The organism is Streptomyces sp. NPDC046335 (assembly GCF_055587985.1).
In genome coordinates, this window is sequence record NZ_JBVJFF010000001.1 from 66,161 (window position 1) to 92,501 (window position 26,341).

General features: G+C 72.0%; 22 protein-coding genes and 1 other RNA gene. 20 read left to right on the plus strand and 3 right to left on the minus strand.

Annotated elements, in window-relative coordinates; translation table 11 throughout:
- The first annotated feature begins 13 nt into the window (after window positions 1-13).
- Together ssrA and dacB are read left to right on the plus strand one after the other, a co-directional pair.
- Window positions 14-383, plus strand: a transfer-messenger RNA (tmRNA) gene (gene ssrA, locus ACZ6JY_RS00230).
- Between the two features lie 132 nt (window positions 384-515).
- Window positions 516-2,108: a D-alanyl-D-alanine carboxypeptidase/D-alanyl-D-alanine endopeptidase gene (gene dacB / locus ACZ6JY_RS00235; RefSeq protein ID WP_469190668.1), complete on the plus strand. Its 1,593-nt coding sequence runs from the start codon at window positions 516-518 to the stop codon at window positions 2,106-2,108.
- Here dacB and ACZ6JY_RS00240 read toward each other — a convergent pair.
- The gene (locus ACZ6JY_RS00240) at window positions 2,032-3,327 is read right to left on the minus strand and encodes an MFS transporter (RefSeq protein ID WP_469190670.1); all 1,296 of its coding nucleotides are present in this window, start codon (window positions 3,325-3,327) and stop codon (window positions 2,032-2,034) included. The two genes, dacB and ACZ6JY_RS00240, sit on opposite strands and share 77 nt — an antisense overlap.
- A gap of 99 nt (window positions 3,328-3,426) precedes the next feature.
- Here ACZ6JY_RS00240 and ACZ6JY_RS00245 point away from each other — a divergent pair, with 99 nt between their 5' ends.
- The 14 genes from ACZ6JY_RS00245 (at window position 3,427) to ACZ6JY_RS00310 (ending at window position 21,131) form a co-directional block, all read left to right on the plus strand.
- On the plus strand, window positions 3,427-4,413 hold the full coding sequence (locus ACZ6JY_RS00245) for a LysR family transcriptional regulator (protein ID WP_469190672.1): 987 nt from the start codon (window positions 3,427-3,429) through the stop codon (window positions 4,411-4,413).
- A gap of 156 nt (window positions 4,414-4,569) precedes the next feature.
- Complete coding sequence (locus ACZ6JY_RS00250) at window positions 4,570-5,322, plus strand: hypothetical protein (protein ID WP_469190674.1); 753 nt, start codon at window positions 4,570-4,572, stop codon at window positions 5,320-5,322.
- The gene (locus tag ACZ6JY_RS00255; protein WP_469190676.1) at window positions 5,319-7,667 is read left to right on the plus strand and encodes a glycosyltransferase; all 2,349 of its coding nucleotides are present in this window, start codon (window positions 5,319-5,321) and stop codon (window positions 7,665-7,667) included. Before ACZ6JY_RS00250 ends, ACZ6JY_RS00255 begins: the two co-directional genes overlap by 4 nt.
- The gene (locus ACZ6JY_RS00260) at window positions 7,664-8,863 is read left to right on the plus strand and encodes an acyltransferase family protein (protein WP_469190678.1); all 1,200 of its coding nucleotides are present in this window, start codon (window positions 7,664-7,666) and stop codon (window positions 8,861-8,863) included. Before ACZ6JY_RS00255 ends, ACZ6JY_RS00260 begins: the two co-directional genes overlap by 4 nt.
- Before the next feature lie 372 nt (window positions 8,864-9,235).
- Entirely contained in the window at window positions 9,236-9,859 is a 624-nt protein-coding gene (locus ACZ6JY_RS00265; RefSeq protein WP_469190680.1) for a hypothetical protein, read from the plus strand.
- Window positions 9,860-10,264: 405 nt separating this feature from the next.
- Window positions 10,265-10,924 carry a hypothetical protein gene (locus ACZ6JY_RS00270; protein ID WP_469190682.1) on the plus strand — a complete coding sequence of 220 codons (660 nt, stop codon included), beginning with the start codon at window positions 10,265-10,267 and terminating at the stop codon, window positions 10,922-10,924.
- 200 nt (window positions 10,925-11,124) lie between these two features.
- The gene (locus ACZ6JY_RS00275; RefSeq protein WP_469190684.1) at window positions 11,125-12,471 is read left to right on the plus strand and encodes a nitrate/nitrite transporter; all 1,347 of its coding nucleotides are present in this window, start codon (window positions 11,125-11,127) and stop codon (window positions 12,469-12,471) included.
- Window positions 12,472-12,614: 143 nt separating this feature from the next.
- A complete protein-coding gene (locus ACZ6JY_RS00280) occupies window positions 12,615-13,784 on the plus strand; it encodes a uroporphyrinogen-III synthase (protein WP_469190686.1) in 1,170 nt (389 codons plus the stop codon).
- 134 nt (window positions 13,785-13,918) lie between these two features.
- A complete protein-coding gene (locus ACZ6JY_RS00285) occupies window positions 13,919-14,506 on the plus strand; it encodes a CGNR zinc finger domain-containing protein (RefSeq protein WP_469190687.1) in 588 nt (195 codons plus the stop codon).
- A 105-nt stretch (window positions 14,507-14,611) separates the two neighbouring features.
- Window positions 14,612-15,187 (plus strand): sigma-70 family RNA polymerase sigma factor, encoded by a 576-nt coding sequence (locus ACZ6JY_RS00290; protein ID WP_369212544.1) that lies wholly within the window; start codon window positions 14,612-14,614, stop codon window positions 15,185-15,187.
- The gene (locus tag ACZ6JY_RS00295) at window positions 15,184-15,981 is read left to right on the plus strand and encodes an anti-sigma factor family protein (RefSeq protein WP_469190690.1); all 798 of its coding nucleotides are present in this window, start codon (window positions 15,184-15,186) and stop codon (window positions 15,979-15,981) included. The genes ACZ6JY_RS00290 and ACZ6JY_RS00295 overlap by 4 nt, the downstream gene beginning before the upstream one ends.
- A gap of 108 nt (window positions 15,982-16,089) precedes the next feature.
- Window positions 16,090-18,465 (plus strand): HelD family protein, encoded by a 2,376-nt coding sequence (locus tag ACZ6JY_RS00300; protein ID WP_469191857.1) that lies wholly within the window; start codon window positions 16,090-16,092, stop codon window positions 18,463-18,465.
- A gap of 656 nt (window positions 18,466-19,121) precedes the next feature.
- Window positions 19,122-20,552, plus strand: coding sequence for an NAD-dependent malic enzyme (locus ACZ6JY_RS00305; protein WP_469190692.1), 1,431 nt, complete (start codon window positions 19,122-19,124; stop codon window positions 20,550-20,552).
- Between the two features lie 297 nt (window positions 20,553-20,849).
- Window positions 20,850-21,131 (plus strand): HU family DNA-binding protein, encoded by a 282-nt coding sequence (locus ACZ6JY_RS00310; RefSeq protein WP_016645140.1) that lies wholly within the window; start codon window positions 20,850-20,852, stop codon window positions 21,129-21,131.
- Window positions 21,132-21,230: 99 nt separating this feature from the next.
- On the opposite strand, the gene murA is transcribed toward ACZ6JY_RS00310, so the two are convergent.
- Window positions 21,231-22,571, minus strand: a complete 1,341-nt coding sequence (gene murA, locus ACZ6JY_RS00315) for a UDP-N-acetylglucosamine 1-carboxyvinyltransferase (RefSeq protein WP_469190694.1) — start codon at window positions 22,569-22,571, stop codon at window positions 21,231-21,233.
- Between the two features lie 244 nt (window positions 22,572-22,815).
- On the opposite strand from murA, the gene ACZ6JY_RS00320 reads away from it, so the two are divergent.
- A complete protein-coding gene (locus ACZ6JY_RS00320; RefSeq protein WP_469190696.1) occupies window positions 22,816-23,424 on the plus strand; it encodes a YqgE/AlgH family protein in 609 nt (202 codons plus the stop codon).
- Here ACZ6JY_RS00320 and ACZ6JY_RS00325 read toward each other — a convergent pair.
- Entirely contained in the window at window positions 23,397-24,215 is an 819-nt protein-coding gene (locus tag ACZ6JY_RS00325; protein WP_469190697.1) for a LysR family transcriptional regulator, read from the minus strand. The two genes, ACZ6JY_RS00320 and ACZ6JY_RS00325, sit on opposite strands and share 28 nt — an antisense overlap.
- Between ACZ6JY_RS00325 and ACZ6JY_RS00330 the strand changes: the two genes are divergently transcribed.
- The 3 genes from ACZ6JY_RS00330 (at window position 24,189) to ACZ6JY_RS00340 (ending at window position 26,237) form a co-directional block, all read left to right on the plus strand.
- Window positions 24,189-24,653, plus strand: coding sequence for a hypothetical protein (locus ACZ6JY_RS00330; protein ID WP_469190699.1), 465 nt, complete (start codon window positions 24,189-24,191; stop codon window positions 24,651-24,653). The genes ACZ6JY_RS00325 and ACZ6JY_RS00330 overlap by 27 nt on opposite strands.
- Window positions 24,654-24,748: 95 nt before the next feature.
- On the plus strand, window positions 24,749-25,948 hold the full coding sequence (locus ACZ6JY_RS00335; RefSeq protein WP_469190701.1) for an MFS transporter: 1,200 nt from the start codon (window positions 24,749-24,751) through the stop codon (window positions 25,946-25,948).
- Entirely contained in the window at window positions 25,935-26,237 is a 303-nt protein-coding gene (locus ACZ6JY_RS00340; protein WP_469190703.1) for a DUF3039 domain-containing protein, read from the plus strand. The genes ACZ6JY_RS00335 and ACZ6JY_RS00340 overlap by 14 nt, the downstream gene beginning before the upstream one ends.
- Window positions 26,238-26,341: the final 104 nt, after the last annotated feature.

Sequence of the window (26,341 nt, forward strand, 5' to 3'; positions counted from 1 at the left end):
GAAAAATCAACATGGGGATGATCGGTTTCGACAGCGGATGTCGAAGCAGGGGAAGCGTGTCGAGGAAGCGGCAATGATCTCGTAAACCATATGTCGCAAAAAATAATCGCCAACACCAAGCGCGATTCCTTCGCCCTCGCTGCCTAAGTAGCGACTTGCGAAGTGTCAGCCCGGGGCTGTTCCCGACCCGGATCCTGGCATCAGCTAGGGAACTAAACTTCTAGGCCCGGTCACGGGACCTGGAAGGAAATCAAACAGTGACTGGGCCCGTCGGCGACTTGTTCGCGTGATCGCCGGGGCCGAGAAAATCGCAGCGAACTGCACACGGAGAAGCCCTGATTCTGCACCGTTGGACGCGGGTTCGATTCCCGCCATCTCCACAATTCCCATGTGAGGAAAGAGCCCCCTGGTCCCCGGACCAGGGGGCTCTTTCCGTGCTGTTTCCGGTGCCGTTTCCCGTTCCGTACGGAGCGGGGTCTGTCGCGACGCGACCGGGTCGGGGATGCTCCAGGGTCATGAGTAGACCCGTGAGACGCGTCAACAACCGCATGCGCCACTGGATCTGGCCCGCCGTGCTCGCCGTCGCGGCGGCCGGCCTCTCCTTCGGGCCGCCGGCCGGGGCCGACTCCGACCGGTCCGGGCTCCCCGAAGCCATCGACACCATCCTCGGCGACCCCCGCATGGAGGGCGGCACGGCCAGTGTCGTGGTCGCCGACGCCGCGTCCGGCGACACCCTCTACCAGCACCTGCCCAGCGGGCGCCTCATGCCCGCCTCCAACACCAAGCTGCTCACCTCGGCCGCCGCCATGGAGCTGCTCGGACCCGACCACCGCTTCACCACCGACGTCCTCTCCGACGGCCCGCGGCGCGGGAACGTGCTCCATGGAGACCTGTATCTGCGCGGCACAGGCGATCCGACGACGCTCGCCAAGGACTACGACGGCCTCGCCGCGAAGATCGCGGACTCCGGGATCAGGCGGGTCTCGGGGCGCCTGGTCGCCGACGACACCCGCTTCGACGCCCAGCGCGTCGGCGACACGTGGGGCGGCGACGACGAGTCCGCGTACTACGCGGCGCAGATCAGCGCGCTCAGTGTCGCCCCCGACACGGACTACGACACCGGGACCGTCATCGTCGAGGTCTCGCCGGGGGCGAAGGCGGGGGCGAAGCCGCGCGTGAGCGTCACGCCGAAGACGGACTACGTGGACATCGACCTGCGGGCGGCCACCGTCGCCGCGGGCGGCGACGACACCATCGCCGTGGAGCGGCGGCACGGCGAGAACACCATCACCGTCAGCGGCACGGTGCCGGCCGGCGGGGACACCACCAAGGAGTGGGTGACCGTCTGGGAGCCGACCGGGTACGCCGCCGCCGTCTTCCGCGACGCGCTCGCCGCGCACGGCGTGAAGGTGAGCGGCCCGACCAGGACCGGGACCGCCGCGCCCAAGGGGGCCAAGAGGCTCGCCTCGCACGACTCCATGCCGGTCAAGGACCTCATGATCCCCTTCATGAAGCTGTCCAACAACATGCACGCGGAGTCCCTGACCAAGGCGATGGGGTACGAGGCGACCGGGCGGCCGGGCAGCTGGGGCGACGGGATCGCCGCGATCGGCGGCTATCTGAAGACCGCCGGTGTCGACCCCGGCAAGATCCGCCAGGTGGACGGCTCCGGGCTCTCGCGCAAGGACAACGTCGCGGCGGAGCAGTACATCGGACTGCTGCGTTCGGTGAAGGGCGAGCCCTGGTTCGACGACTGGTACAAGTCCCTGCCGGTGGCGTGCGCGCCCGGCAAGACCGGCGGCGGCACGCTGCGCTCGCGGATGTGCGGGACCCCGGCGGCCCTCAACGTCCACGCCAAGACCGGCTCGCTGACGGGGGCGTCCGCGCTGTCCGGCTACGTGAAGGACAAGGACGGGCGCGAACTGGTCTTCAGCATCATCCTCAACAACTACCTTCCCTCCTCGGTGAAGGCCCTGGAGGACGCGATCGTCGTGACCCTGGCCTCCTCGACCGCGGACAGGGCCGAGCCGGTCAGACCCCGCTCGGTACGCGCGGCCGAGGAGAACGGCGACGTGGAGTGCTCGTGGCGCAAGCCTGCGCGCTGCTGAGCAGCAGGGCGGTGCAGGCGGCGGCCACCGGCACCCAGTAGCCCGCGGCGGGGCCGAACCGCTCCACGGCCCAGCCGCCGCCCGAGGCACCGCACGCGATGCCCCCGAGGAGGCCGGTCACGGCGAGGGTCATGCCTTCGTTGAGCCGCCCCTCGGGGGTGCGGCGCTGGACCAGCGTCATACCGGTGACCATCGTGGGAGCCGTGGCCATGCCCGCGACGAGCAGGGCCAGGGAGAGGACGATCAGCGAGTCCGTGACGGTCACCGCGAGCAGCGGCAGCGTCATCAGGGCCGCCATCGCCGCGCCGCACAGCAGGTGCCTGCGCACCAGCGGGCCACGCGGTTTCGCGGCCCCGTAGACGAGCCCCGCCGCGCAGGAGCCCGCGGCCTGGAGGGCGAGGACGACACCCGCGGCGGCCTTGTTCCCCTGCGCGTCGGCGAAGGCGATCGTGACGACCTCCAGGGAGCCGAACACGGCACCGGTGGCGAGGAAGGCGACCAGGAGGGCGGGCATCCCGCGCGCGCGGAGGGGCGATCGTGTGCTGTCGGCGGCGTCCGTACGCCCTCGCGGCGGAGGTTCCGTCGCCCGCTGGGCGGCGAAGACGAGCACCCCGGTCACCAGCAGGACCACGCCGACCAAGGTGCCCGCCTGCGGAAAGAGCGCACCGCAGAGGAAGGCGGCGAGGACGGGGCCGAGCATGAAGCAGAGCTCGTCGGCGGCCTGTTCGAAGGAGTTGGCGGTGTGCGCGGCCGCGGTGTCGCCCTTGAGGAGGTGGGCCCAGCGGGCCCGGGACATGCCGCCCGTGTTCGGGGTGGTGGCTGTGGCCGCGTACGAGGCGAAGAGCGTCCAGTCGGGCGCTCCGTAGCGCACACAGAGCAGCAGTGAGAGCGAGCCGAGCGCGGCGATCACGGTGGCGGGCACGGCGACGCGCGCCTGTCCGTACCGGTCGACGAGCCGTGCCGTCCAGGGCGCGACCACGGCGGTCGCCGCGAGGCCGGTCGCGGTGACGGCACCGGCCAGGGCGTACGAACCGCGGGCCCCGGAGATCATGATGACGGCGCTCACGCTGAACATGCCCATGGGCAGCCGGGCGATGAGGTTGCCCGCGGTGAAGGCGGTGGCCCCGGGTATCGCGAAGAGGGCGGCGTAGGGGTTGCGGGGGCCGCGGGGCGGGCCGCCGGTGGGCACGCCTCTTCGGCGGGAGAGAAGCTTCGGCATGGGTCTCACCCTGGCCGGGGGCCCGTGCCGGGGTCCAACACCTTCTCCGTACCGATTCACGCACTGGCGTTGTAAGTTCCTCCGGTGATTCCGGTTCCGGTGATACGACCATCAGGCCCCCGGCGGGGCGACATCGACCCCCGGCTGCTGCGCGCCTTTCTCGCCGTGGCGGAGGAGCTGCACTTCACGCGGGCCGCCGCCCGGCTGTACGTGGCACAGCAGGCGCTGAGCCGTGATGTGCGCCGTCTCGAACGGGAGCTGGGCGCGGAGCTCTTCTCGCGCACGACCCGGCAGGTCACGCTGACCGCCGACGGGGAGCGGCTCCTGCCGCACGCGCGGCGTGTCCTCGCGGCGCAGGACGAACTGGTCGCCGCGTTCACCGGGGCCGAGCGCCCGCTGCTCGTCGATCTGAACAGCCCCGGCCTCGTCTGCGGACGGATTCTGGAGCGGGCCCGCGAGCTCGCCCCGGAGTGCGAACTCATGGCCCGCTACGAGAGCGGCCTCACCGGCGCCGCCGCCGACATGATCGCCGGGCGCCTCGACGTCTCCTTCGGGAGGTACGCGGGCCTTGACCCCGCTCTGCGCTCCGCCCTCGCCCACCAGCCCGTGCGGTACGAACCGATGGCGGTGCTGCTGCCGGAGGGGCATCCGCTGACGGGGCTCGACGCGGTGCCGCTGGCGGCGCTCGCGGGGGAGACCGTGTACGCGGGGGCCGGAAACCATCGGACGCCGGAGTGGACCGATCTCGCGCACCGGCTCTTCGAGGGGCGTGGCATCAGCGTGGCAGAACCGGCGCCACTCGCCGTAGGACCGGAAGAATTCGGGCGGATTATGGCGAAGAAGCGAAATCCAGTCTTGGCAGTCGTGGACTTTCCGGCCATGCCGGGTGCCGAGCTGCGGCCACTGGTCGACCCCGTTCCGCTGTCACCACTGTCACTGGTGTGGCGAAAGGGGCTGATTCATCCGGGTGTGACGGCGCTGCGGACCGCCGCCGCGGAGCTGTCGGCCGCCGAAGGGTGGCTGCGGAAGCCCGAGAACAGCTGGGTTCCAGCCATGGACGCACGCGTCATGACGGGGCAAAACTGACCGAGAACAACGCTTGTCACTCCGGTGCGCTACATTCATCGCTCGGGTGCGATGTGATAGGGGGAGCGCTCGGAACGGGTGGGGGCCCGGTCCGGTGGGCAAGTGCCCCAAGTCGTGCGCGCACCCGGTCCATTGAGTGGGGGGTTGTGCGTACGCATGGAAAAGTGGCGAGAAAACGCCCTGCCAGGACACACCCATGATCCGAACGAAGTCACCGTTCAGATCGACGGAGTGGGGCGTCACCTGGCGGACCTGGTTCCCGAGTCGCCCGAAGGGGCGGCCGACGGGCCGGTCTTCGTCGACGAGACGGGCCGCCGCGGCCGGAGGTACCGCCGCATAGGCATGTTCGTCGCCCTCCTCTGCGCGGTCTACGCCGTGGCCATCGTCGCCACGCTCCTCTCCGGCAACTCCAGCGCGCCCTGGGTGCCGATAGAGGACCCCAAGGACGGCAGACCCGCGACCAAGGTGGAGACCCCGGGCCGCCCCGCGGACGCCCCGAACCCGTCCGCCCCGTCGGACGCGTCCGCCTCGCCCGGCGCGACGGACGGGGCGGACGGGTTCGGGCCCGGCGACCCGGACGGCCCCGCGCCCTCCCGCGGAGGCGACGGCCCCGGCAGGTCCGGCACCGCGCCCGCCCCCGTCCCCGCGGACGGCGACGCCCGGCCGGACCCCGGCACCGGCTCCTCGGGCGACGGCCCCGGCCAGGAACCGTCCGGGGACGACGAAGGCCCCGTGACCGAGCCCACCGAACCGGCCGAGGAGCCCACCGGCCCGCCCACGCGGTCGGCGGACCCCGGCGGCGACACGGCGGGCGCGGGCGACGGCGCCGAAGTCCCCGTCGCCTACACCCCGCCCGGCCGGCAGCGCCCCGCGGACACCCGGCTGCCCCCGGAGGCGGCACCGCGATGAACCCCGGCACCAACAGGGGCGGATTCCCCCGCCCCCGCAACGGCCACCCCCAGAACGCTCCGGCTCCGCACAGCCACCCCCAGAACGGCCCCGCCCTGAACAGCAACGTCCACTCCAGTCACCGCGCCCAGGCCGGCCACACTCCCCGGACCGACCGGCCCAAGGGACGCCGCGGCAAGGGCCGCCGAGGCAAGGCGGCCCCCGCCCGGCGCCGCCGCCTGCCCTTGCGCTACCTGCTGCCCTCGCTGCTGCTCGTGGCGGTGCTCGCCATGCTGATGCTGCGCGGATACGTGCACAGCGAGATCGCCGCCGACCACCGCGTCCGGCCGCCGGCGCCCACGGACCACGTACCGGAGAAGATCCTGGAGGGCGGCCCGGTCATCGACACCCGGGGCGGCCGTGAGGCGACCCTGAGCGTGCCCGACCACCGGCTCGTGCTGACCTTCGACGACGGCCCGGACCCGGAGTGGACCCCCAAGGTCCTCGACGTCCTCAAGGAACACCGCGCGCACGGCGTCTTCTTCGTCACCGGCACCATGGCCTCGCGCTACCCCGACCTCGTCCAGCGCATGGTCGACGAGGGCCACGAGGTCGGCCTGCACACCTTCAACCACCCCGACCTCTCGTACCAGTCGCACAGCCGCATCGACCGGGAGCTCTCGCAGAACCAGCTCGCGCTCGCCGGGGCCGCGGGCATCCGCACCTCGCTCTTCCGCCCGCCGTACTCCTCGTTCGCCGACGCGATGGACGACAAGTCGTACCCGGTGGCGCGGTACATAGGCAGCCGCGGCTACCTCACGGTCGTCAACAACACCGACAGCGAGGACTGGAAGCGTCCCGGCGTCGACGAGATCATCCGCCGCGCCACGCCCAAGGGCGGCAAGGGCGCCATCGTCCTCATGCACGACTCCGGCGGCGACCGCTCGCAGACCGTCGCCGCCCTCGACCGCTTCCTGCCCACGCTCCAGAAGCAGGGCTACGAGTTCGGGAACCTCACCGAGGCGCTCGACGCGCCCAGCGCGCACACGAAGGTCAGCGGCGTCGAGCTGTGGAAGGGCAAGTCCTGGGTCTTCCTGGTCGGCGCCTCCGAGCACATCACCGACGGCCTCGTCGTCGCCCTCGCCGTCATCGGCGTCCTGGTCTTCACCCGCTTCGGCCTGATGCTGCTGCTCTCCGGGGTGCACGCCCGGAGGGTGCGGCGGCGCGACTTCCGCTGGGGCCCGCCGGTCACCGAGCCGGTGTCGGTCCTGGTCCCCGCGTACAACGAGGCCAAGTGCATCGAGGCGACGGTCCGTTCCCTGATGGCGAGCGACCACCCCATCGAGGTCGTCGTCATCGACGACGGTTCCTCGGACGGCACGGCCCGCATCGTCGAGGGCCTGCGCCTGCCGAACGTACGCGTGGTGCGCCAGCTCAACGCGGGCAAGCCCGCCGCACTCAACCGCGGCCTCGCCAACGCACGGCACGACATCGTCGTGATGATGGACGGCGACACGGTCTTCGAGGAGGCCACCGTCCGCGAACTGGTGCAGCCCTTCGGCGACCCGCGCGTGGGCGCCGTCGCGGGCAACGCGAAGGTCGGCAACAGGGACTCGCTGATCGGCGCCTGGCAGCACATCGAGTACGTGATGGGCTTCAACCTCGACCGCAGGATGTACGACATGCTGCGCTGCATGCCGACCATTCCGGGCGCGGTCGGCGCGTTCCGGCGCTCCGCCCTGGAGCGGGTCGGCGGCATGAGCGACGACACGCTCGCCGAGGACACCGACATCACCATGGCCCTGCACCGCGACGGCTGGCGCGTCGTGTACGCGGAGAAGGCGCGCGCCTGGACCGAGGCGCCCGAGTCCGTCCAGCAGCTCTGGTCCCAGCGCTACCGCTGGTCGTACGGCACGATGCAGGCGATCTGGAAGCACCGCCGCGCGGTCGTCGAGTCGGGTCCCTCGGGCCGCTTCGGCCGTGTCGGGCTGCCCCTGGTGTCGCTCTTCATGGTCCTGGCCCCGCTCCTGGCCCCGCTCATCGACGTCTTCCTCCTCTACGGCCTGATCTTCGGCCCCACCGGGAAGACCGTCGTGGCCTGGCTCGGCGTACTCGCCGTGCAGGCGGTCTGCGCCGCGTACGCCTTCCGGCTCGACCGCGAGCGCATGACCCATCTGATCTCGCTGCCGCTCCAGCAGATCCTCTACCGGCAGCTCATGTACGTGGTGCTGCTCCAGTCCTGGATAACCGCTCTCACCGGAGGCCGTCTGCGCTGGCAGAAGCTCCGGCGCACGGGAGTTCTCGAGGCGCCCGGCACCATCCCGCGACAGCGGTCGGGCAGCCATGATCGGAGGCCCGTCGCATGAGCCACGCCTACGCACCCGGCCACCCGCCGACGCCGCCGGCCACGCCGCCCGCCGCTCCCGACACCCCGGCCGCTCCCGTGAAGCCGGGCAGGGACCGCTATCTGGACCTGCTGCGCTCGCTCGCGCTCGTCCGCGTCGTCATCTACCACCTGTTCGGCTGGGCCTGGCTGACGATCGTCTTCCCCTCCATGGGCGTGATGTTCGCGCTGGCGGGCTCCCTGATGGCGCGCTCCCTGAAGCGTCCCGCGTGGGGTGTGGTCAGGGGCCGGATACGCCGGCTCCTGCCGCCCATGTGGGTCTTCAGCGCCGCGGTCCTCTTCCTCCTCTTCGCCGGTGGCTGGAGTGTGAGCGAGGACCCCGACCACGGGGGCACGTGGGGCCTGGTGAGCATGGCCAACTACGTGTTCCCGGTGGGCGCCCCGCCCTTCCCCTGGCACCTGGGCGACAAGGCGGGCCTCCTGGAGGACACCTGGCCGGCGCAGGCCGCGGGCCCGCTCTGGTACCTCCGCGCGTACCTGTGGTTCGTCATCGCGTCGCCGCTCCTGCTGTGGGCGTTCCGCAGGGCCCCGTGGGTGACGCTGATCGCCCCGCTCGCCCTGACGGCGGTGGTCGGTACGGGCCTTGTCACGATCCCGGGCGAGACGGGCAACGCGGTCACGGACTTCGCGCAGTACGGGAGCTGCTGGGTGCTCGGCTTCGCCCACCAGAACGGCTCGCTGGCCCGCGTCCCGCGCTATCTGGCGGTGTCGGCCGCGACGCTGATCATGGCCTTCGGCCTGTGGTGGGCCTCGGGCCACCTGGGCCCCGACGGCTGGGACCTGAACGACATCCCGCTGGCCCAGGCCGCGTGGTCCTTCGGGTTCGTCGTGGTCCTTCTCCAGTACGCGCCGTCCTGGCAGGAGCTGCCGGGCAAGCTGGCGAGGTGGGACAAGCTGGTGACGCTCGCCAACAACAGGGCCGTCACGATCTACCTCTGGCACAACCTCTTGATCATGGCGACGGTGCCGGTCATCGACCTGGCGTACGACCTGCCGTTCATGGAGGACGAGCGCTGGAGCTCGGCGCTGGACACCACGTACATGCTGTGGATGACCTTGCTGGTCTGGCCGCTGATCGGGCTGATGGTGGTGGCCGTCGGCTGGGTCGAGGACCTGGCGGCGAAGCGCCGTCCGCGCCTGTGGCCGAACGGCGCGTGACGACGAGTTGTGCAACCGTTATCGGCGCGACGGGTGCCGGCGGGCCCCCGAGGGGCGTGGAAATATCCCCGCATGGAGGGGTAGTTCGGGTGCCCGTGCACGGCGCCAGGACGACCGCACCCGCCGCGCGGACGGCGGAACTTCGCTCGGGCGAATGGCTGTACGCCGTGTGTACGGGCGGATATGGGCATGACAGTTGGCAGGCGCTAACGAGCCGCGTGCCAGGTCCCGTAACTGACTCGACGCGATACGTGACCACCTCCTAGGGTGGACTTCTCAACCGGCCGCAACACGCGTGCTGATCACGCGCGTTGCAAGTGCGGACGGATCACGCGTCAGGCGGCGGGGCCCCACACCTGCCGGGAGTTCGTTTTGCTTCGCAAGAAGACCGCGCTGCGTTTCGCCGCGCCCGTCGCTGTACTCGCCCTCGCCCTGACCGCCTGCGGCGGCGGTGACGACAAGAAGTCCGAGGACAAGAAGGCGGACGCGCCCAAGTCCGACTCGGCCAACTCGGACTCGGCCAACTCCGAGGCCAAGGCGCCCTCCGCGCTGAAGCCCGGCGAGAGCACCACGGGCAAGACCAAGGAGGGCGACGCCATGGTCACGTACGACATCGCCGCCCAGAAGGTCGACCTCAGCACGGAGGCGGAGACCGCGAAGCTGGTCTCCGACCCGAAGAAGGCCAAGGGCCTGGTCGCCGCCGTCGCCCACGTGAAGTACACGCACAAGGCGGGCGCCACGCTCACGGACGTCCCGGACGTCGGCGACGGCGCGGAGGTCTACGCGGACGGCGCCCGCGGCGGCCTCCTGATCGGCGCCTCCGAGGACGCCGCGGGCTGCGAGGACGAGCTGGAGCTCGAGGGCTGGAAGAAGGGCGAGAGCCACGTGCTCTGCCAGACCTACCTGGTCCCCACCGGCACCAAGGCCCTTGAGGTCCACTGGTCGCCGGAGGACAGCGAGAACGAGCCGCTGATCTGGAAGTTCCCCGCGAAGTAGCCGTGCCCCGCCGCGGGACGGCGGGTTCACGGGACGGATGGCCGTGCGTCGGATGGTGACGATGCGCGGCCATTTCCCTTTGCCGGGCGGCGCCTTGAGGAGTGGCGCCTTGAGGGGTGGCGCCTTGACGGGGCGGCGTGTCCGGCGGGTGGGTGGCGTGTGGGGGCCGGGGCGCGCCCCTCGAACGCCGATGCAACCGTTGCTCCGCTCACCGGCCGCCACCGGCTGTTCCGGCGGGCGCTGACCGGGCCCCAGGCGGCGGGGTGGGCCATGCGCCGCCTCTGCGGGTCGGTTGATATGCGCGGTATGCCCGGCCGTCCGCCCGAACATGCCACTGGCACGCCCCACTCGGCGCCGATAGCTTCCCTTGCTCACTTCCGAGAGATCCGGAAAGAGAGACGGGACATGTCCGCACCCCGCTACATCGTCGAAGACTCCGCCCGTGACCCCCGCGCCGACATCTGGTTCGCCCTCCCCTCCGGCTTCACGGAGTTGCCCCTCGACGTGCTGGGCGCGGCCCCCGGTTCGTCCGCCGCGCGGCGGCTCGGGGCCGTGCTCGGGTCGATGGTCGGGGCCATGCCGAAGGGCACGCCCCGTGAGCTGTTCATCGGGGAGCTACCGGCGGCCCAACGGCTGCTGCTCTCCCTGCGCGAGACCGGCGTCGTGCACTGCTCGCTGGGCCTGCACCGGGACGGCTCCGGGGGCCGGGGGAGGCCGTTGCTCTGCCTCTTCACCGTGTCCTGGCAGGACATCGCGGGGCCGCCGCGGGCGACCGCCGCGGCCCGTGCCGAGGCGGGCGCCGAGCGGCACACGCGCGTGGAGCACCGCGACATGCCGTGCGGCCCCGCCACGTTCAGCGAAGTCCTGCGCACTCCCGCCGAGGAACCCGGGCTGCGCCAGCCGCTGTTGCAGGTCCGAGCCCACCTCCCGCACCCCGAGGGAGAGCGGACGGCGGTCCTCGCGCTGACGACGGCCGCCGTCGCCCGGCGCGCGCAGTACCGCGCGGTCCTCGACCGCATGGCCCGCCTCGTCACCTTCGAGAACCCCCTGATCACCACGGCCTGAGCCGGCGGCTCAGGCCGGCGCAGGCTGCTGGTGTCCCTGGACGACACGCACCTGGGCCGAGGCCCGCAGGGATCGCCCTCACCACCCCGCCCCACCCCGAGTGAGAGCAACGTTCCCCCGTGGTCACTGGGGGCCACAGCGCTGAAATGGGGGCTTCCTACCTTCGGGAACCGGTGTTGGCCGACGGTGTGGAGGCTGGGATGTGGATCGAACGGTGGGAGCCCGAGGACGAGAGGTTCTGGAAGGAGGAGGGCGGGGAGCGGGTCGCCCGGCGGAACCTGGCGTTCTCCGTGCTGTCCGAGCACATCGGGTTCTCCGTGTGGAGCCTCTGGTCCGTGATGGTGCTGTTCATGGGTCCTGAGTACGGGATCGACGCCGCGGGGAAGTTCTTCCTCGTGTCGATGGCGACGCTCGTCGGGGGCGTCGTGCGCGTCCCCTACACCTTCGCCGTGGCCCGCTTCGGAGGCCGTGCCTGGACGGTCATCGCCGCCTCGCTGCTGCTCGTGCCCACCGTCGCCGCCTTCGTGGTGATGGAGCCCGGCACCTCGTACACCACCTTCATGGTGTGCGCGCTGCTCACCGGTGTCGGTGGCGGCAACTTCGCGTCCAGCATGACCAACATCAACTCCTTCTTCCCGCTGCGGAAGAAGGGATGGGCGCTCGGCCTGAACGCCGGGGGCGGCAACATCGGCGTGCCCGTCGTGCAGCTCGTCGGACTCGCCGTCGTCGGGGCGAGCGGCGGGCCGCGTGTGGTCCTTGGGATCTACATCCCGTTCATCCTGCTGTCCGTGCTGTGCGCCGCGCGCTACATGGACAGCATCTCCTCCGTACGCAACGACACCGGCGCCGCCAAGGCTGCCGTGCGGGAGCGGCACACGTGGGTCATGGCGCTTCTGTACGTGGGGACGTTCGGGTCGTTCATCGGGTACAGCTTCGCCTTCGGGCTCGTCCTCCAGACGCAGTTCGGGCGTACGCCGCTGGAGGCCGCCCAGCTCACCTTCATCGGACCGCTGCTCGGCTCGCTGATCCGCCCCGTGGGCGGGCGGCTCGCCGACCGGTTCGGCGGGGCCCGCATCACCCTCGGGAACTTCCTCGCCATGGGGGCCGCGACCGGCGTCGTCGTCATCGCCTCCGTGAAGGAGTCGCTGCCGCTGTTCGTCGGCGCCTTCATCGCGCTGTTCGTGCTCACCGGGCTCGGCAACGGCTCCACGTACAAGATGATCCCGGGCATCTTCCAGGCCAAGGGCGAAGCGCTCGGGCTGACGGGGGAGGAGGCCGCGGCCTACGGACGGCGGCTCTCCGGGGCCTCCATGGGGCTCATCGGCGCGGTCGGCGCGGTCGGCGGGCTCGGCATCAACCTCGCCCTGCGCCAGTCCTTCCAAACGGTGGGGTCCGGGACGGGGGCGTACGTCGCCTTCCTCGCCTTCTACGGTGTGTGCGCGGTCGTCACCTGGGCCGTATACCTTCGCCGGAGGCCCGCGGCCGGCCGTAGGGTTCCCGGTACGGACACGGAGGCGAAGCCGCAGCTCAGCTACACCGAAGTGTGACGTAACACGGCGGACATCACCGTGAACCGGGCCCGTCACGCACCGTTGGCACGCTCGGGCACGGACGACGGCCCTGTCCGCCGCCCAGGACGGACCTTCCCCACCAGCCACCAGCCCCGCGGGATTCAGACGAGACGGACCCCATGCACGCCACTCCATCGAACGACCCGAGCCCGGCCGCGAAGGCGGAGCACGGGCCCCTCGCCGGGTTCACCGTCGGCGTGACCGCGGCCCGGCGCGCCGACGAGCTCGGCGCGCTCCTCCAGCGGCGTGGCGCCACCGTGCTGCACGCGCCCGCGCTGCGCATCGTGCCGCTCGCCGACGACAGCGAACTGCTGTCGGCGACGAAGGGGCTCATCGACCACGCCCCGGACGTCGTGATCGCCACCACCGCCATCGGGTTCCGCGGCTGGATCGAGGCCGCCGAGGGATGGGGACACGGCGAGGCGCTCCTGCGCTGCCTGCGAGGCAGCGAACTGCTGGCCCGCGGTCCGAAGGTGAAGGGTGCCGTACGGGCCGCCGGGCTCACCGAGGAGTGGTCACCCTCGTCCGAGTCCATGGCGGAGGTGCTCGACCGGCTGCTCGGCGAAGGCGTCGCCGGGCGGCGCATCGCCCTGCAACTGCACGGGGAGCCGCTGCCCGGCTTCGTCGAGTCGCTGCGGGCCGGGGGAGCGGAGGTCGTCGGGGTGCCCGTCTACCGGTGGCTGCCGCCGGAGGACCTCGGGCCGGTGGACCGGCTGCTCGACGCGACGGTCGGGCGGGGCGTCGACGCCCTGGCGTTCACCAGCGCGCCCGCCGCCGCGTCGCTGCTCTCGCGGGCGGAGGAGCGGGGCATGGCGGACGAGTTCCTCGCCGCCCTCGGCCATGACGTGCTCGCCGCGTGCGTGGGGCCGGTGACCGCGCTGCCGCTCCAGTCGCGGGGCGTGGACACCGTGCGGCCCGAGCGCTTCCGGCTCGGCCCCCTCGTACAGCTCCTCTGCCAGGAACTGCCCTCCCGCGCGCGGGTACTGCCCATCGCCGGGCACCGCGTGGAGATCCGGGGGCACGCGGTCGTGGTCGACGAGGAGCTGCGGGCCGTGCCGCCCGCGGGCATGGCCCTGCTGCGGGCCCTCGTCCGCAGGCCCGGCTGGGTGGTGGCCCGCGCGGAACTGCTGCGGGCGCTGCCGGGCACGGGCCGCGACGAGCACGCGGTGGAGACGGCGATGGCCCGCCTGCGCACGGCACTCGGCGCCCCCAAGCTGATCCAGACGGTCGTCAAACGGGGCTACCGCCTCGCCGTCGACCCGGCGGCGGACTCCAAGTACGCGGACTGACCGGCGCCCGGGAGCCATGAGCGGGAGTCTCGCCCGGTGGCAGGGGTTCCGGACCCGGCGGGGGACGGGCACTGTAGGGGTACGCAACGGCATTCCTCACCGGTGACCGTGATCCCCAAGGCGGTGACAGACGCATGGCGTTGGGCATGGCCCCGGCTCCGTACGAGCCGCGATTCGACTCGGGGCGCAGCTGCCTCGACCTCGTGGCGACGGACCACCCCGTGGAACGGCTCGACTCCGTGACGGCGCTGCGCGCCTGGCTCGCGGGCGTCGGCCTCGTACCGCCGGACACGCGGCCGGCCGCGGCGAGCCCCCAGTGGCTCGACCACTTCCGGGAGTTGCGCGCGCGGATCGCGGAGCTGGTCGGCGGGGAGATCGACCGGCGGCCCGCGCCCGGCGCGCTGGAGCGCGTCAACGCGCTGGCCGCCGCCGCGCCCCCCGCCCCGTACGCCGTACGCGCCGCCGACGGCACCCTGGTGCGCACCCTGCGCGAGGAACCGGGCTGCGCCGCGCTCGTCGCCGCCGTGGCCAGGGACGCCGTCGACCTGCTCACCGACCCCGCGGCCCGCGTCCTGCTCCGCCGCTGCGAGGGCGACAACTGCCCGCTCGTGTACCTGGACACCTCCCGGGGCCGCCGCCGCCGCTGGTGCTCCAGCGAGGTCTGCGGCAACCGCGAACGCGTCGCGAGGCACCGCCGCAGGGCCGCGCTCGCCCGTACGTGAGCGGCCCCGGGCCCGCGACGCGTCGCCCGCGGCGTTGAACACCATCCGCCTCATCTACGTACCTCCGTCGTGAGACCGCCCGAACCGCGGACACCGGAGGCAGCCGTGCGCAAGGATTCCGCCGTGGCCGATGAACGCCCGCCGTCGCCCCGGCACCGCTCGCGCCAGCCACCGGGACCCGACGAGGAGTTGATGCGCGCGCTCTACCGCGAGCACGCGGGAGCGCTCCTCGCCTATGTGCTCCGCCTCGTGGCGGGCGACCGGCAGCGCGCCGAGGATGTCGTGCAGGAGACGCTCATCCGTGCCTGGAAGAACGCCGGTCAGCTCAACAGGGCCACCGGTTCGGTACGCCCCTGGCTGGTGACGGTCGCACGGCGCATCGTCATCGACGGCCACCGCAGCCGGCAGGCCCGGCCGCAGGAGGTCGATCCGTCGCCGCTGGAGGTCATCCCCGCGGAGGACGAGATCGATAAGGCGCTGTGGCTGATGACACTGTCCGACGCGCTGGAGGACCTGACTCCCGCGCACCGTGAGGTACTTGTCGAGACCTACTTCAAGGGGCGTACGGTCAATGAGGCGGCACAGACCCTGGGCATACCCAGCGGGACGGTCCGCTCGCGGGTCTTCTACGCGCTCCGCTCGATGAAGCTGGCGCTCGAGGAGCGGGGGGTGACGGTATGACCGGGTCCTACGGCCACCACGGCGGGTGGCAGGAGGAGAACATCCACGAGACCGTCGGCGCCTACGCCCTCGGCGTACTGGACGCGTCCGAGGCGACCCGGTTCGAGGCGCACCTCGCCGGGTGCGAGTACTGCGCGCACCAGTTGGAGGAGTTCTCCGGCATGGCGCCCATGCTGGCGGCCCTCGCCGACTTCCCCGCCGGGCACGGCGCACCGGAGATCGGCGAGCGGCTCGCCGCGCGCCCCGGGCCGCGCCTGGCCGAACGCCTGGCCGGCGAGGTGTCCGCCGAGCGGCGGCGCGGGCGCCGCAGGACGCTGCTCCTCGTCGCGGCGGCGGCCGTGCTGATCGTCGGCGGGCCGCTCGCGGTCCTCCCGGTGAGCGGCGACGACGGCGGTTCACGCGACGCCGTGGCCGAGCCGCACCCCACCAGCCCCGCCGAGGACGCCTTCTTCCACCACATGACGGAGAAGTCGCGGGGCACGGACGCGGCGACGAAGGTCAGCGCCACGGTCGGCACCGAGGAGAAGGCCTGGGGCACACACGCCGTCCTGGAGCTGAAGAACGTCAAGGGCCCGCTGAAATGCTCCCTGGTCGCAGTCGGCAAGGACGGTGAGAAGGAGACGGTCACCACCTGGTCGGTGCCGAAGTGGGGCTACGGAATCAAGGACAGCCCCAACAAATGGGCGCGCGGCCCGCTGTACGTGCACGGGGGCGCCGCCATGGACCGCAACGACATCGACCACTTCGAGGTGACCACGCTGGACGGCGAACGCCTGGTCAAGGTCGACGTGTAAGCGCTTCCGGGTGCACAAGCAGGGCCCCTTTCGCGTACGGTGGACGGCTGCTCGGTTCGGTGAGCAGCCGTCTTGAAAGGGGCCCCGGTGGCCGACGTCAACGCAGTAATGCCGTCAGGCACACGCGACCGCGAGATCGAGGTCGAGCAGGACCATCTCGACCAGGTTTACCGGCGCCTCGAGGAGAAGATCCACGAGGCCGAGTTCCTGATGAACGACGCGGCCCAGCGCGGTCAGGTCGGCACGCCGGGCGCGCTCGCCGAGCGCGACGCCCAGGTCTTCAGGGCCGGGGTGCACCTGAACCGGCTGAACAACGAGTTCGAGGACTTCCTCTTCGGCCGCATCGACCTGCTCAGGGGCAAGGACGGCAAGAAGGGCCCCGACGGCGCCTACACGGCGGTCGAGCCGGCGGAGGGCACGATCAGGGAGGACGAGACCGGCAAGCACGCGGACATCGCCGAGACGCTGCACATCGGCCGCATCGGCGTCCTGGACTCCGACTACTCGCCGCTGGTCATCGACTGGCGCGCGCCCGCCGCCGCGCCCTTCTACCGCTCGACCCCGGTCGACCCGGGCCGGGTCGTGCGCCGCCGCGTCATCCGCTCCAAGGGCCGCAGGGTCCTCGGCGTCGAGGACGACCTGATGCGCCCGGAGATCACCGCCCGCCTCGACGGCGAGGAACTCCCGGTGATCGGCGACGGCGCCCTGATGGCCGCGCTCGGCCAGGCCCGCAGCCACTCGATGCGGGACATCGTGGCGTCGATCCAGGCCGAGCAGGACATGGTGATCCGGGCGCCCGCCGCCTCGGTGACGTACGTGGAGGGCGGCCCCGGCACCGGCAAGACGGCCGTGGCGCTGCACCGCGCGGCCTTCCTGCTCTACCAGGACCGTCGCCGGTACGCGGGCGGCATCCTCATCGTCTCGCCGACCCCGCTCCTCGTCGCCTACACCGAGGGCGTGCTGCCCTCCCTGGGCGAGGAGGGCCAGGTGGCGATCCGCGCGGTCGGCTCGCTGGTCGACGGCGCCGAGGCCACGGTCTACGACTCGCCCGCGGTGGCCCGCGTCAAGGGCTCGTCGCGCATGCTGAAGGTGCTGCGGAAGGCGGCGCGGGGGGCGCTCGAACAGGGGCTGGAGCCGCGAGCGGACGGACAGACGCGAACGGCGGTCAACCAGCAGCTCGCCTTCGGCGAGGAGGAGGACGATGCCGAAGGCGGGGCGAGAAGGGACGTCCAAGGCGTCCCCACCCGCCTGCGCGTCGTCGCCTTCGGGCGCCGGCTCGAACTGGAAGCCGACCAGCTCAACCGCATCCGCCACAACGCCCTGGGCGGTACCGCCCCGGTCAACCTGCTGCGCCCCCGCGCCCGCAAGCTGCTCCTGGACGCCCTGTGGTCGCAGTCCGGGGCTGCGGGGCGCCACAGCGATCCCGAGCTCGCCGCCGAGCTGCGCTCCTCCTTCGACGAGGACATCACCTCCGAGGACGACTTCATCTCGTTCCTCGACGCCTGGTGGCCGGAGCTGACGCCCCGCGGCGTCCTGGCCGCCATGGGCGACGAGCGGCGCCTCGGCCGCTGGGCCCGCCGGGTCCTCAACTCCGGCGAGACCCGCAAGGTCGCCCGCTCGCTGCGGCGCGAGGGCCTGTCCGTGCACGACGTCGCGCTGCTCGACGAGCTCCAGGCGATCCTCGGCACGCCGCACCGGCCGAGGAAGAAGCGCGACCTGGACCCGCTCGACCTGCTCACCGGCCTCGAAGAGCTGATGCCGCATCGCGAGGAGACCCAGCGCGAGCGCGCCGAACGCCTGGCGGCGGAGCGCACCGAGTACGCCCACGTCATCGTCGACGAGGCGCAGGACCTCACGCCCATGCAGTGGCGCATGGTCGGCCGCCGCGGGCGGCACGCCACCTGGACGGTGGTGGGCGACCCGGCGCAGTCCTCCTGGTCCGACCCGGACGAGGCCGCCGAAGCCCGTGACGAGGCGCTGGGCTCCCGCCCGCGCCGGCGCTTCACGCTCACGGTCAACTACCGCAACCCCGCCGAGATCGCGGAGCTCGCCGCCAAGGTCCTCGCCCTGGCGATGCCGGGCGCCGCGTCGCCGTCGGCGGTCCGCTCCACCGGCGTGGAGCCCCGCTTCGCCGTCGTACGGGGCGGGGACCTCGCCGCCTCGGTGCGCGAGGAGGCCGCGCGGCTCCTGGACCGGGTCGACGGCACGGTCGGCGTGGTCGTGGCGATGAACCGCCGCGAGCAGGCCGCCCGCTGGCTCGCCGGGCTCGGCGACCGCGTGGTGGCGCTCGGTAGCCTGGAGGCCAAGGGCCTGGAGTACGACGCGACGCTCGTCGTCTCGCCCGCGGAGATCGCCGACGAGTCCCCGGCGGGCCTGCGTGTCCTGTACGTGGCGCTGACGCGCGCGACCCAGCAGCTGACGGTCCTGTCGGGCGAGCGCGACGACCCGGACGCGCAGGGCGTGCCGGATCTGCTGCGGGACTAGGGCCTGTCGTTTGGTCATCTCGGCGTCGCGGGGTCTGGCACGCACTCCCCCACGCCTGAACGGCGCGGGGGGACCCCCACCGGCGTTGTCGTCGGTTGCCAACTCCCCCAAGCTCTCGGCTCCGCTCGAGCAGGGGGCACCCCCATCGCGTTGTCGCCCTCCTCCGCCTTGCAGCTGCACGCACCAGACCCCGCTCCGGCCAGGCTCAAAGGCACCGCCCCTACAGCCGACCTGATCCAAACGACAGACCCTAGGGGCTGGATTCGCCTCACGGGCATGAGGCGGCACGAGGCGGCATGAGGGGGGCCTGAGGGTCTTCCCTCCGGGTGGTGCGGTGTTACCTTGGATGTGGCACCGGCTCGATCCAAGCCCCCGGGCCCAACCATCGTCGCTACGAGCGACCACTTGCCGCGAGGCGAGCATGGCGGGTCGGTGTCATGAACGTAGAGAGGCCCACGTCACATGGTGGCGTGGGCCTCTTTCTGTTTCCGGCCACTTCTCGTATGGTGGAAACAAGTTTCCGAAAATGAAGCCCCACTGAACCCCAGCGGCCGATGAACAAAACGTTCTCAATCCGGGGCGGCTACCACGTACTCAGCGGTAGGTGCGACCATCGGACGGCAAGAGCTACAAGGTGAAAGCAGAGGAAGTCGGCCATGGCAACGGCGCCCAGCGTCTCCTACTCGATGACGGTCCGGCTGGAGGTGCCCGCGAGCGGAACCGCGGTCTCCCAGCTCACCACGGCCGTCGAGTCATCCGGGGGCTCGGTCACCGGCCTCGACGTCACGGCCTCCGGCCACGAGATGCTGCGGATCGACGTGACGATCGCGGCGTCCTCCACCACGCACGCCGACGAGATCGTCGAGCAGCTCAGGACCATCGAGGGCGTCACCCTCGGCAAGGTCTCCGACCGTACGTTCCTGATGCACCTCGGCGGCAAGATCGAGATGGCGTCCAAGCACCCCATCCGGAACCGTGACGACCTCTCGATGATCTACACCCCGGGCGTCGCCCGGGTCTGCATGGCCATCGCGGAGAACCCCGAGGACGCCCGCCGCCTCACCATCAAGCGGAACTCCGTTGCGGTCGTAACGGACGGCTCCGCGGTGCTCGGCCTCGGCAATATCGGCCCGAAGGCCGCGCTGCCGGTCATGGAGGGCAAGGCGGCCCTCTTCAAGCGCTTCGCGGGCATCGACGCCTGGCCGCTCTGCCTGGACACCCAGGACACCGACGCCATCGTCGAGATCGTCAAGGCCATCGCCCCCGGCTTCGCGGGCATCAACCTGGAGGACATCTCCGCGCCCCGCTGCTTCGAGATCGAGGCCAGGCTGCGCGAGGCCCTCGACATCCCCGTCTTCCACGACGACCAGCACGGCACGGCCATCGTCGTCCTCGCGGCCCTCACCAACGCCCTGCGCGTGGTCAACAAGAACGTCGGCGACGTGCGCGTGGTCATGTCCGGCGCGGGCGCGGCGGGCACGGCCATCCTGAAGCTGCTGCTCGCCGCGGGCGTCAAGAACGCCGTCGTGGCCGACATCCACGGCGTCGTGCACGCCGGCCGCGAGGACCTCGTCGGCACCGAGGTGGACTCGCCGCTGCGCTGGATCGCCGACAACACCAACCCCGAGGGTCTCACCGGCACGCTCAAGGAGGCCGTCGTCGACGCCGACGTCTTCATCGGCGTGTCGGCCCCGAACGTCCTGAACGGCGACGACGTCGCCGCCATGGCCGACGACGCCATCGTGTTCGCGCTCGCGAATCCGGACCCCGAGGTCGACCCGGCCATCGCGCGCCAGACGGCGGCAGTCGTGGCCACGGGACGCTCGGACTTCCCGAACCAGATCAACAACGTCCTGGTCTTCCCCGGCGTCTTCCGCGGCCTGCTCGACGCCCAGTCGCGTACGGTCAACACGGAGATGATGCTGGCCGCCGCGGGCGCCCTCGCCGACGTCGTCGCCGAGGACGAGCTGAACCGGAACTACATCATCCCCAGCGTCTTCAACGACAAGGTCGCGGGCGCGGTGGCCGGAGCGGTGCGCACCGCCGCCAAGGCCGCGGGGGCCGCTGTGACAGGCCCCACGGTCTAGTCCAACGGCGCGTCGCGGGACCCTGCCCCCACGGGCCCCCTCTAGGGTGGCTTGGCAGCAGGCCTCCCACGCCCCACTTCCGGGGACGGCGGACGCTTTCCGTGTGACCCCTGAGGGCGCCGGATTGGCTTTACCGCCGCAGGTGGGGGCAGGATGCGTAATCGGGCGCGAGGGTCTGACTCAGGACCCGGGTCCGGGGACTGTCCGAGGACCCTGGCAGCATCGTCTTCGCTGTGCCCATCATGCGGCTCTGCCGCGTGGCACGCCTCAACGGCAAAAGAACACGGGAGTACAAACATGAACCGCAGTGAGCTGGTGGCCGCGCTGGCCGACCGCGCAGAGGTGACCCGCAAGGACGCCGACGCCGTGCTGGCCGCGTTCGCCGAGACCGTCGGCGAGATCGTTGCCAAGGGCGACGAGAAGGTCACCATCCCCGGCTTCCTGACCTTCGAGCGCACCCACCGTGCCGCTCGCACCGCCCGGAACCCGCAGACCGGCGAGCCGATCAACATCCCGGCCGGCTACAGCGTCAAGGTTTCGGCTGGTTCCAAGCTGAAGGAAGCGGCTAAGGGCAAGTAGCCTCGAGCAGCTTCAAAGGGGCGGTCACCCGTTGCGGGTGGCCGCCCCTTTGGGTTGCCGTCTAAAGAATGGCCTCAAACGCCGGCCGGGCTGACGCCGTTACAGCGCCGCCTTGCCGGGGAGCTCGACCTTCGCGCCCAGTTCCACCAGCTTGTCCATGAAGTTCTCGTAGCCCCGGTTGATCAGGTCGATGCCGTGGACGCGGGACGTGCCCTGCGCCGCGAGGGCCGCGATGAGGTACGAGAAGCCGCCGCGCAGGTCGGGAATGACCAGATCGGCGCCCTGGAGCTTCGTGGGGCCGCTGACGACCGCCGAGTGCAGGAAGTTGCGCTGGCCGAAGCGGCAGTGGGAGCCGCCGAGGCACTCGCGGTAGAGCTGGATGTGCGCGCCCATCTGGTTGAGCGCGGAGGTGAAGCCGAGCCGCGACTCGTAGACCGTCTCGTGGACGATCGAGAGGCCCGCGGCCTGCGTCAGGGCGACGACGAGCGGCTGCTGCCAGTCCGTCTGGAAGCCCGGGTGGACGTCCGTCTCCAGGGCGATCGCGTCGAGCGAGCCGCCCGGGTGCCAGAAGCGGATGCCCTCGTCGTCGATCTCGAAGGCACCGCCCACCTTCCGGTAGGTGTTCAGGAACGTCATCATCGAGCGCTGCTGGGCGCCGCGGACGTAGATGTTGCCTTCGGTCGCCAGGGCCGCGGAAGCCCAGGAGGCGGCCTCCAGGCGGTCCGAGAGGGCGTGGTGGTTGTAGCCGCCGAGGCTGTCGACACCGGTGATCCGGATGGTCCGGTCGGTGTCCATGGCGATGATCGCGCCCATTTTCTGCAGGACGCAGATGAGGTCCTCGATCTCCGGCTCGACCGCGGCGTTCGAGAGCTCGGTCACGCCCTCCGCGAGCACGGCGGTGAGCAGGACCTGCTCGGTGGCGCCCACGGACGGGTACGGCAGCTTGATCTTCGTGCCGCGCAGCCGCTGCGGGGCCTCCAGGTACTGGCCGCCCTCGCGCTTCTCGATGGTCGCGCCGAACTGGCGGAGCACCTCGAAGTGGAAGTCGATCGGCCGGCCGCCGATGTCGCAGCCGCCGAGGCCGGGGATGAAGGCGTGCCCGAGGCGGTGCAGGAGCGGGCCGCAGAAGAGGATCGGAATGCGCGACGAGCCCGCGTGGGCGTCGATGTCGGCGACATTCGCGCTTTCCACGTGCGACGGGTCCATGACGAGTTCGCCCGGTTCCTCGCCGGGGCGGACCGTCACGCCGTGCAGCTGCAGCAGGCCGCGTACGACACGGACGTCGCGGATGTCGGGGACATTGCGCAGCCGGCTCGGCGCGCTGCCGAGCAGCGCGGCGACCATGGCCTTGGGCACGAGGTTCTTCGCGCCGCGGACACGGATCTCGCCCTCAAGCGGGGTTCCGCCGTGGACAAGCAGGACATCGTCGGTGACGGTCATGAATCTCGCGTTCCGATTGAATGGACGGGGGGACCAAAGGGCAAGCGTAATGGCCGCGTACCCCCGTTCCGTAAGGGTGAGGGCGTCCAGATCAGGTCAGGAGTTCGTGACAACACGAACCGTACGTATCCGGACGCTCTGGGTCACTGCCCGCCGTGTGCGCTCCGTCCGCCTCCTTGCGCCCTGAGCTGCATTCACTCACGTACGCCCATAGCCTCCCCGTGCGGGGGGAAGATGCGGGATCATGTCGTTCATGACCGAGGTGTCCTCCCTCACAGGGCGGCTGCTCGTGGCCACACCGGCCCTGGCGGACCCGAACTTCGACCGCGCGGTGGTGCTGCTCCTCGACCACGACGAGGAGGGCTCGCTCGGCGTGGTCCTGAACCGCCCCACGCCGGTCGACGTCGCCGACATCCTGGAGGGCTGGGGCGACCTGGCGGGAGCCCCGGGCGTCGTCTTCCAGGGCGGCCCCGTCTCGCTGGACTCGGCACTGGGCATCGCCGTGGTCCCCGGCGACGAGGCGTCCGCCGCGGGCTCCAGGTTCCGCGGGGGCGGCGGTGATCCCGTGGGCTTCCGCAGAGTGCACGGCGCGATCGGCCTGGTCGACCTGGAGGCCCCGCCCGAGCTGCTCTCCCCGGCCCTGGGCAGCCTGCGGATCTTCGCCGGGTACTCGGGGTGGGGCCCCGGCCAGCTGGAGATCGAGCTGGCGGACGGCGCCTGGTACGTGGTCGAGTCCGAGCCCGGCGACGTCTCGTCCCCGGACCCGGAGCGGCTGTGGCGCGCGGTCCTCAGACGCCAGCGCAGTGAACTGGCGATGGTGGCGACCTATCCGGACGACGCCTCGATGAACTGAGCGAGATAGCGCTCGGCCAGGGGGTGCGCGTCCCGCGCGGGGACCGCCAGGCGCACGGCGACGGGCGGGGCGTTCTTCAGGCGTACGTAGCGCAGCGCGGGGTGGGAGTGTCTGCGGGCCACCGGCTCGGGGGCCACGCCGACTCCATGGCCCGCGGCGACCGCTTCCAGCCACTCGTCGAAGTTGTCGGCGGTGCAGGCGAGGCGCGGGCGGCGGTGCTCGGGCCACAGGTCGGGCCGGGTCGTGCCGGTGACCGTGTTCACGACCAGGGGCAGCTCCGCGAGCTCCGACCAGTCCACGACGCGGCGGCCCGCGAGCTCGGCCGCGCCGCGGGCGACGACCGCGACGCGGGGTTCGTGCAGCAGTACGTGTGAGCGCACCGGGCTGCCGGGTGCGATGTCGCCCCGTACGACCGCCACGTCGCACGCCCCCGACTTGAGGCCCGCGAGGGGCGCGTCGCGCCGGACCAGGCGGACGCCGGCGCCGGTGGCCGCCTCGAACGCGGCGTTGAGCGTGGCGCAGGCCTCGGGCAGCAGCGAGGTGAAGCCGAGCCGCAGGAGCGGCGGCTCGGTGCCCGCGGCGGTGCGGAGGGTGGCGTCCAGGCGGCCGAGCAGGGGGCCGAGGCCGTCGCGCAGCCGTTGGCCCGCCTCGGTGAGGGCGACGCGCCGCGTGGTCCGGTCGAGCAGCCGCGTCCCGAGGCTCTCCTCCAGGGCCCGCACGGTCCGGGTGAGCGCGGGCTGCCCGACGCGGAGCCGGTCGGCGGCGTGCGTGAAGCTCAGCTCGCCGGCCACGGCGAGAAACCCCCGCAGATGCCGCAACTCAACACCGAGAAGGGCATCCGCCCCCGCGCGCCCTGCCCCCGCGAGCCCCGCCGCCGCGTGCTCCGCCCCTCCGTGGCCTGCCGCCTCGCGTCCCGCCTGTTCGTGGCCTGCCGCCTCGCGTCCCGCCCCTCCGTGGCCTGCCCCAGAGTGCCCCGCCCCTTCGTGGCGTGCCGCCTCGCGTTCCGCGTCTTTGTGGCCTGCCCCTGCGTGCCCTGCCCCTTCGTGGCCTGCCGCCTCGCGTTCCGCGCCCTCGTGCCCCGCCCCCGCATGCTCATCGCCCGCATGCCCTGCCCCCGCGTGCCCCGCCACCTCACGCCCCGCCACCTCGCGCCCCGCCACCTCGCGCCCCGCACCCGTATCCCGCACGCCGCCCTCATCCCGTACGTGATCCATGCCGCCCCAGCATAAATGGGCTCCGTCGGCATTTCCCCCGGGATGCGGAGGGTGCCTACGTTTCCGTTCCGCCGCGCTTAGCGGCCCGGAGACAGAGGGAGTTGAACGCCGTGCGCAAGGTATGGCTGCTGATGCTGGGGGCCTTCACGCTGGGGCTCGATGCCTATGTGATGGCCGGGCTGCTGCCGGTCGTCGCCGGGGATCTGGGGACCACCGTCTCGCTCGCGGGGCAGATGGTCACCGTCTTCACGCTCGCCTACGCGGTGAGCGCGCCCCTCGTCGCGGGAGCGGCCGCCGGGCCGAGCCCCCGCGTCCTCATCATCGGCGCGCTCGGCGTCTTCACCCTGGGCAACGCCCTGACCGCCCTGGCGCCAGGACTCGCGGTGCTGCTCCTGTCCCGGGCCGTGGCGGGCGCCGGGGCCGGGGTGTACTCCGCGCTCTCCACCGCGGCCGCGGCCACGCTCGTACCGGAGGAGCGGCGCGGCCGGGCGCTCGCGCTGGTGATGGGCGGGATGAGCTCCGGCACGGTCCTCGGGGTGCCGCTGGGTGTGCTGCTCGCAGACCACGCCGGGTGGCGCGCCACCATGTGGGTGGTGACCGCGCTGGGGGCGCTCGCCCTCGCCGGGCTCGCGGTGTGGCTGCCCGCCGTGCCCGCCGACCCCCCGGTGCCCGCCCGGACGCGGCTCGCGGCCCTCACCGACCGGGGTGTCGTCCCCGTCGTCGGCGTCTCCTTCCTCGCCGCGGTCGCGAGCCTCGGCCTCTACACCTACCTCGCCCCGGTCCTCGGCTCGGCGGGCGGCGTGGCCGAGAGCGACCTCGCCCCCTATCTCTGGGCCTGGGGCATCGGCGGGGTCCTCGGCAGCGTGGTCGCGGGGCCGCTGGTGGACCGTACGGGCAGGGCGGCCGTGCTGGTGGGCGGGATCATGGCCGCCCTCGCCGTCGCCGTGGGCGTGCTCCCGCCGCTCGGCGCCGCCGCGTACCCCGCGCTGGTCCTGTGGGGCGCCGCCGGCTGGGCGCTCCAGGTCCCGCAGCAGCACCGGCTCCTTGCCCCGCGCGCCGAACGCGGCACGGTCGCCCTCGCGCTCAACAACTCCGCGCTCTACCTGGGCAGCGCGGTCGGCTCCGGCCTGGCGGGAATCGCCCTCTCCGCGGGGCTCGCGCCACGCCATCTGCCGTGGGCGGCGGCCGCGGTGGCGGGGGCGGGGCTCGTGCTGCACCTCGTGACGGCGCCTTCGCGGAAGGCTCCGGGAGCCGGTCGCTGCCAGGACGCCGCGCGCGTGAGTACCCTTGGCAACCATGAGCACTCTTGAGCCCGAGCCCGAGCCCGAGCGCGGGGCAGGTACGGGGACCCTCGTAGAGCCGGCACCCCAGGTGTCGCACGGTGACGGCGACCACGAGCGCTATGCGCACTACGTCCAGAAGGACAAGATCATGGCGAGCGCGCTCGACGGCACCCCCGTCGTCGCGCTCTGCGGCAAGGTGTGGGTCCCCGGCCGCGACCCGAAGAAGTATCCCGTCTGCCCCATGTGCAAGGAGATCTACGAGTCCATGAACGCCGGCGGTGACAAGGACAAGGGCGGCAAGGACGGCAAGAAGTAGTCCTGTCCTTCGTAGGCCTTCCTAGGCCTTCCTAGTCCTTCGTAGTTCTTCGTAGCCCTTCCGGGGGCTTGTTCTACCGCTGTACTCCGCTCTGAACGGAAGGG

Excerpts from the sequence above, each read along its gene's own strand:
- ACZ6JY_RS00305 (WP_469190692.1), top strand. The coding sequence starts at position 19,122 with ATGGCAACGGCGCCCAGCGTCTCCTACTCGATGACGGTCCGGCTGGAG.
- ACZ6JY_RS00240 (WP_469190670.1), bottom strand. The coding sequence starts at position 3,327 with ATGCCGAAGCTTCTCTCCCGCCGAAGAGGCGTGCCCACCGGCGGCCCG.
- dacB (WP_469190668.1), top strand. The coding sequence starts at position 516 with ATGAGTAGACCCGTGAGACGCGTCAACAACCGCATGCGCCACTGGATC.
- ACZ6JY_RS00320 (WP_469190696.1), top strand. The coding sequence starts at position 22,816 with ATGTCGTTCATGACCGAGGTGTCCTCCCTCACAGGGCGGCTGCTCGTG.
- ACZ6JY_RS00250 (WP_469190674.1), top strand. The coding sequence starts at position 4,570 with ATGGAAAAGTGGCGAGAAAACGCCCTGCCAGGACACACCCATGATCCG.
- ACZ6JY_RS00260 (WP_469190678.1), top strand. The coding sequence starts at position 7,664 with ATGAGCCACGCCTACGCACCCGGCCACCCGCCGACGCCGCCGGCCACG.
- ACZ6JY_RS00340 (WP_469190703.1), top strand. The coding sequence starts at position 25,935 with ATGAGCACTCTTGAGCCCGAGCCCGAGCCCGAGCGCGGGGCAGGTACG.
- ACZ6JY_RS00270 (WP_469190682.1), top strand. The coding sequence starts at position 10,265 with ATGTCCGCACCCCGCTACATCGTCGAAGACTCCGCCCGTGACCCCCGC.
- ACZ6JY_RS00295 (WP_469190690.1), top strand. The coding sequence starts at position 15,184 with ATGACCGGGTCCTACGGCCACCACGGCGGGTGGCAGGAGGAGAACATC.
- ACZ6JY_RS00280 (WP_469190686.1), top strand. The coding sequence starts at position 12,615 with ATGCACGCCACTCCATCGAACGACCCGAGCCCGGCCGCGAAGGCGGAG.
- ACZ6JY_RS00255 (WP_469190676.1), top strand. The coding sequence starts at position 5,319 with ATGAACCCCGGCACCAACAGGGGCGGATTCCCCCGCCCCCGCAACGGC.
- ACZ6JY_RS00300 (WP_469191857.1), top strand. The coding sequence starts at position 16,090 with ATGCCGTCAGGCACACGCGACCGCGAGATCGAGGTCGAGCAGGACCAT.
- ACZ6JY_RS00285 (WP_469190687.1), top strand. The coding sequence starts at position 13,919 with ATGGCGTTGGGCATGGCCCCGGCTCCGTACGAGCCGCGATTCGACTCG.
- ACZ6JY_RS00275 (WP_469190684.1), top strand. The coding sequence starts at position 11,125 with ATGTGGATCGAACGGTGGGAGCCCGAGGACGAGAGGTTCTGGAAGGAG.
- murA (WP_469190694.1), bottom strand. The coding sequence starts at position 22,571 with ATGACCGTCACCGACGATGTCCTGCTTGTCCACGGCGGAACCCCGCTT.
- ACZ6JY_RS00310 (WP_016645140.1), top strand. The coding sequence starts at position 20,850 with ATGAACCGCAGTGAGCTGGTGGCCGCGCTGGCCGACCGCGCAGAGGTG.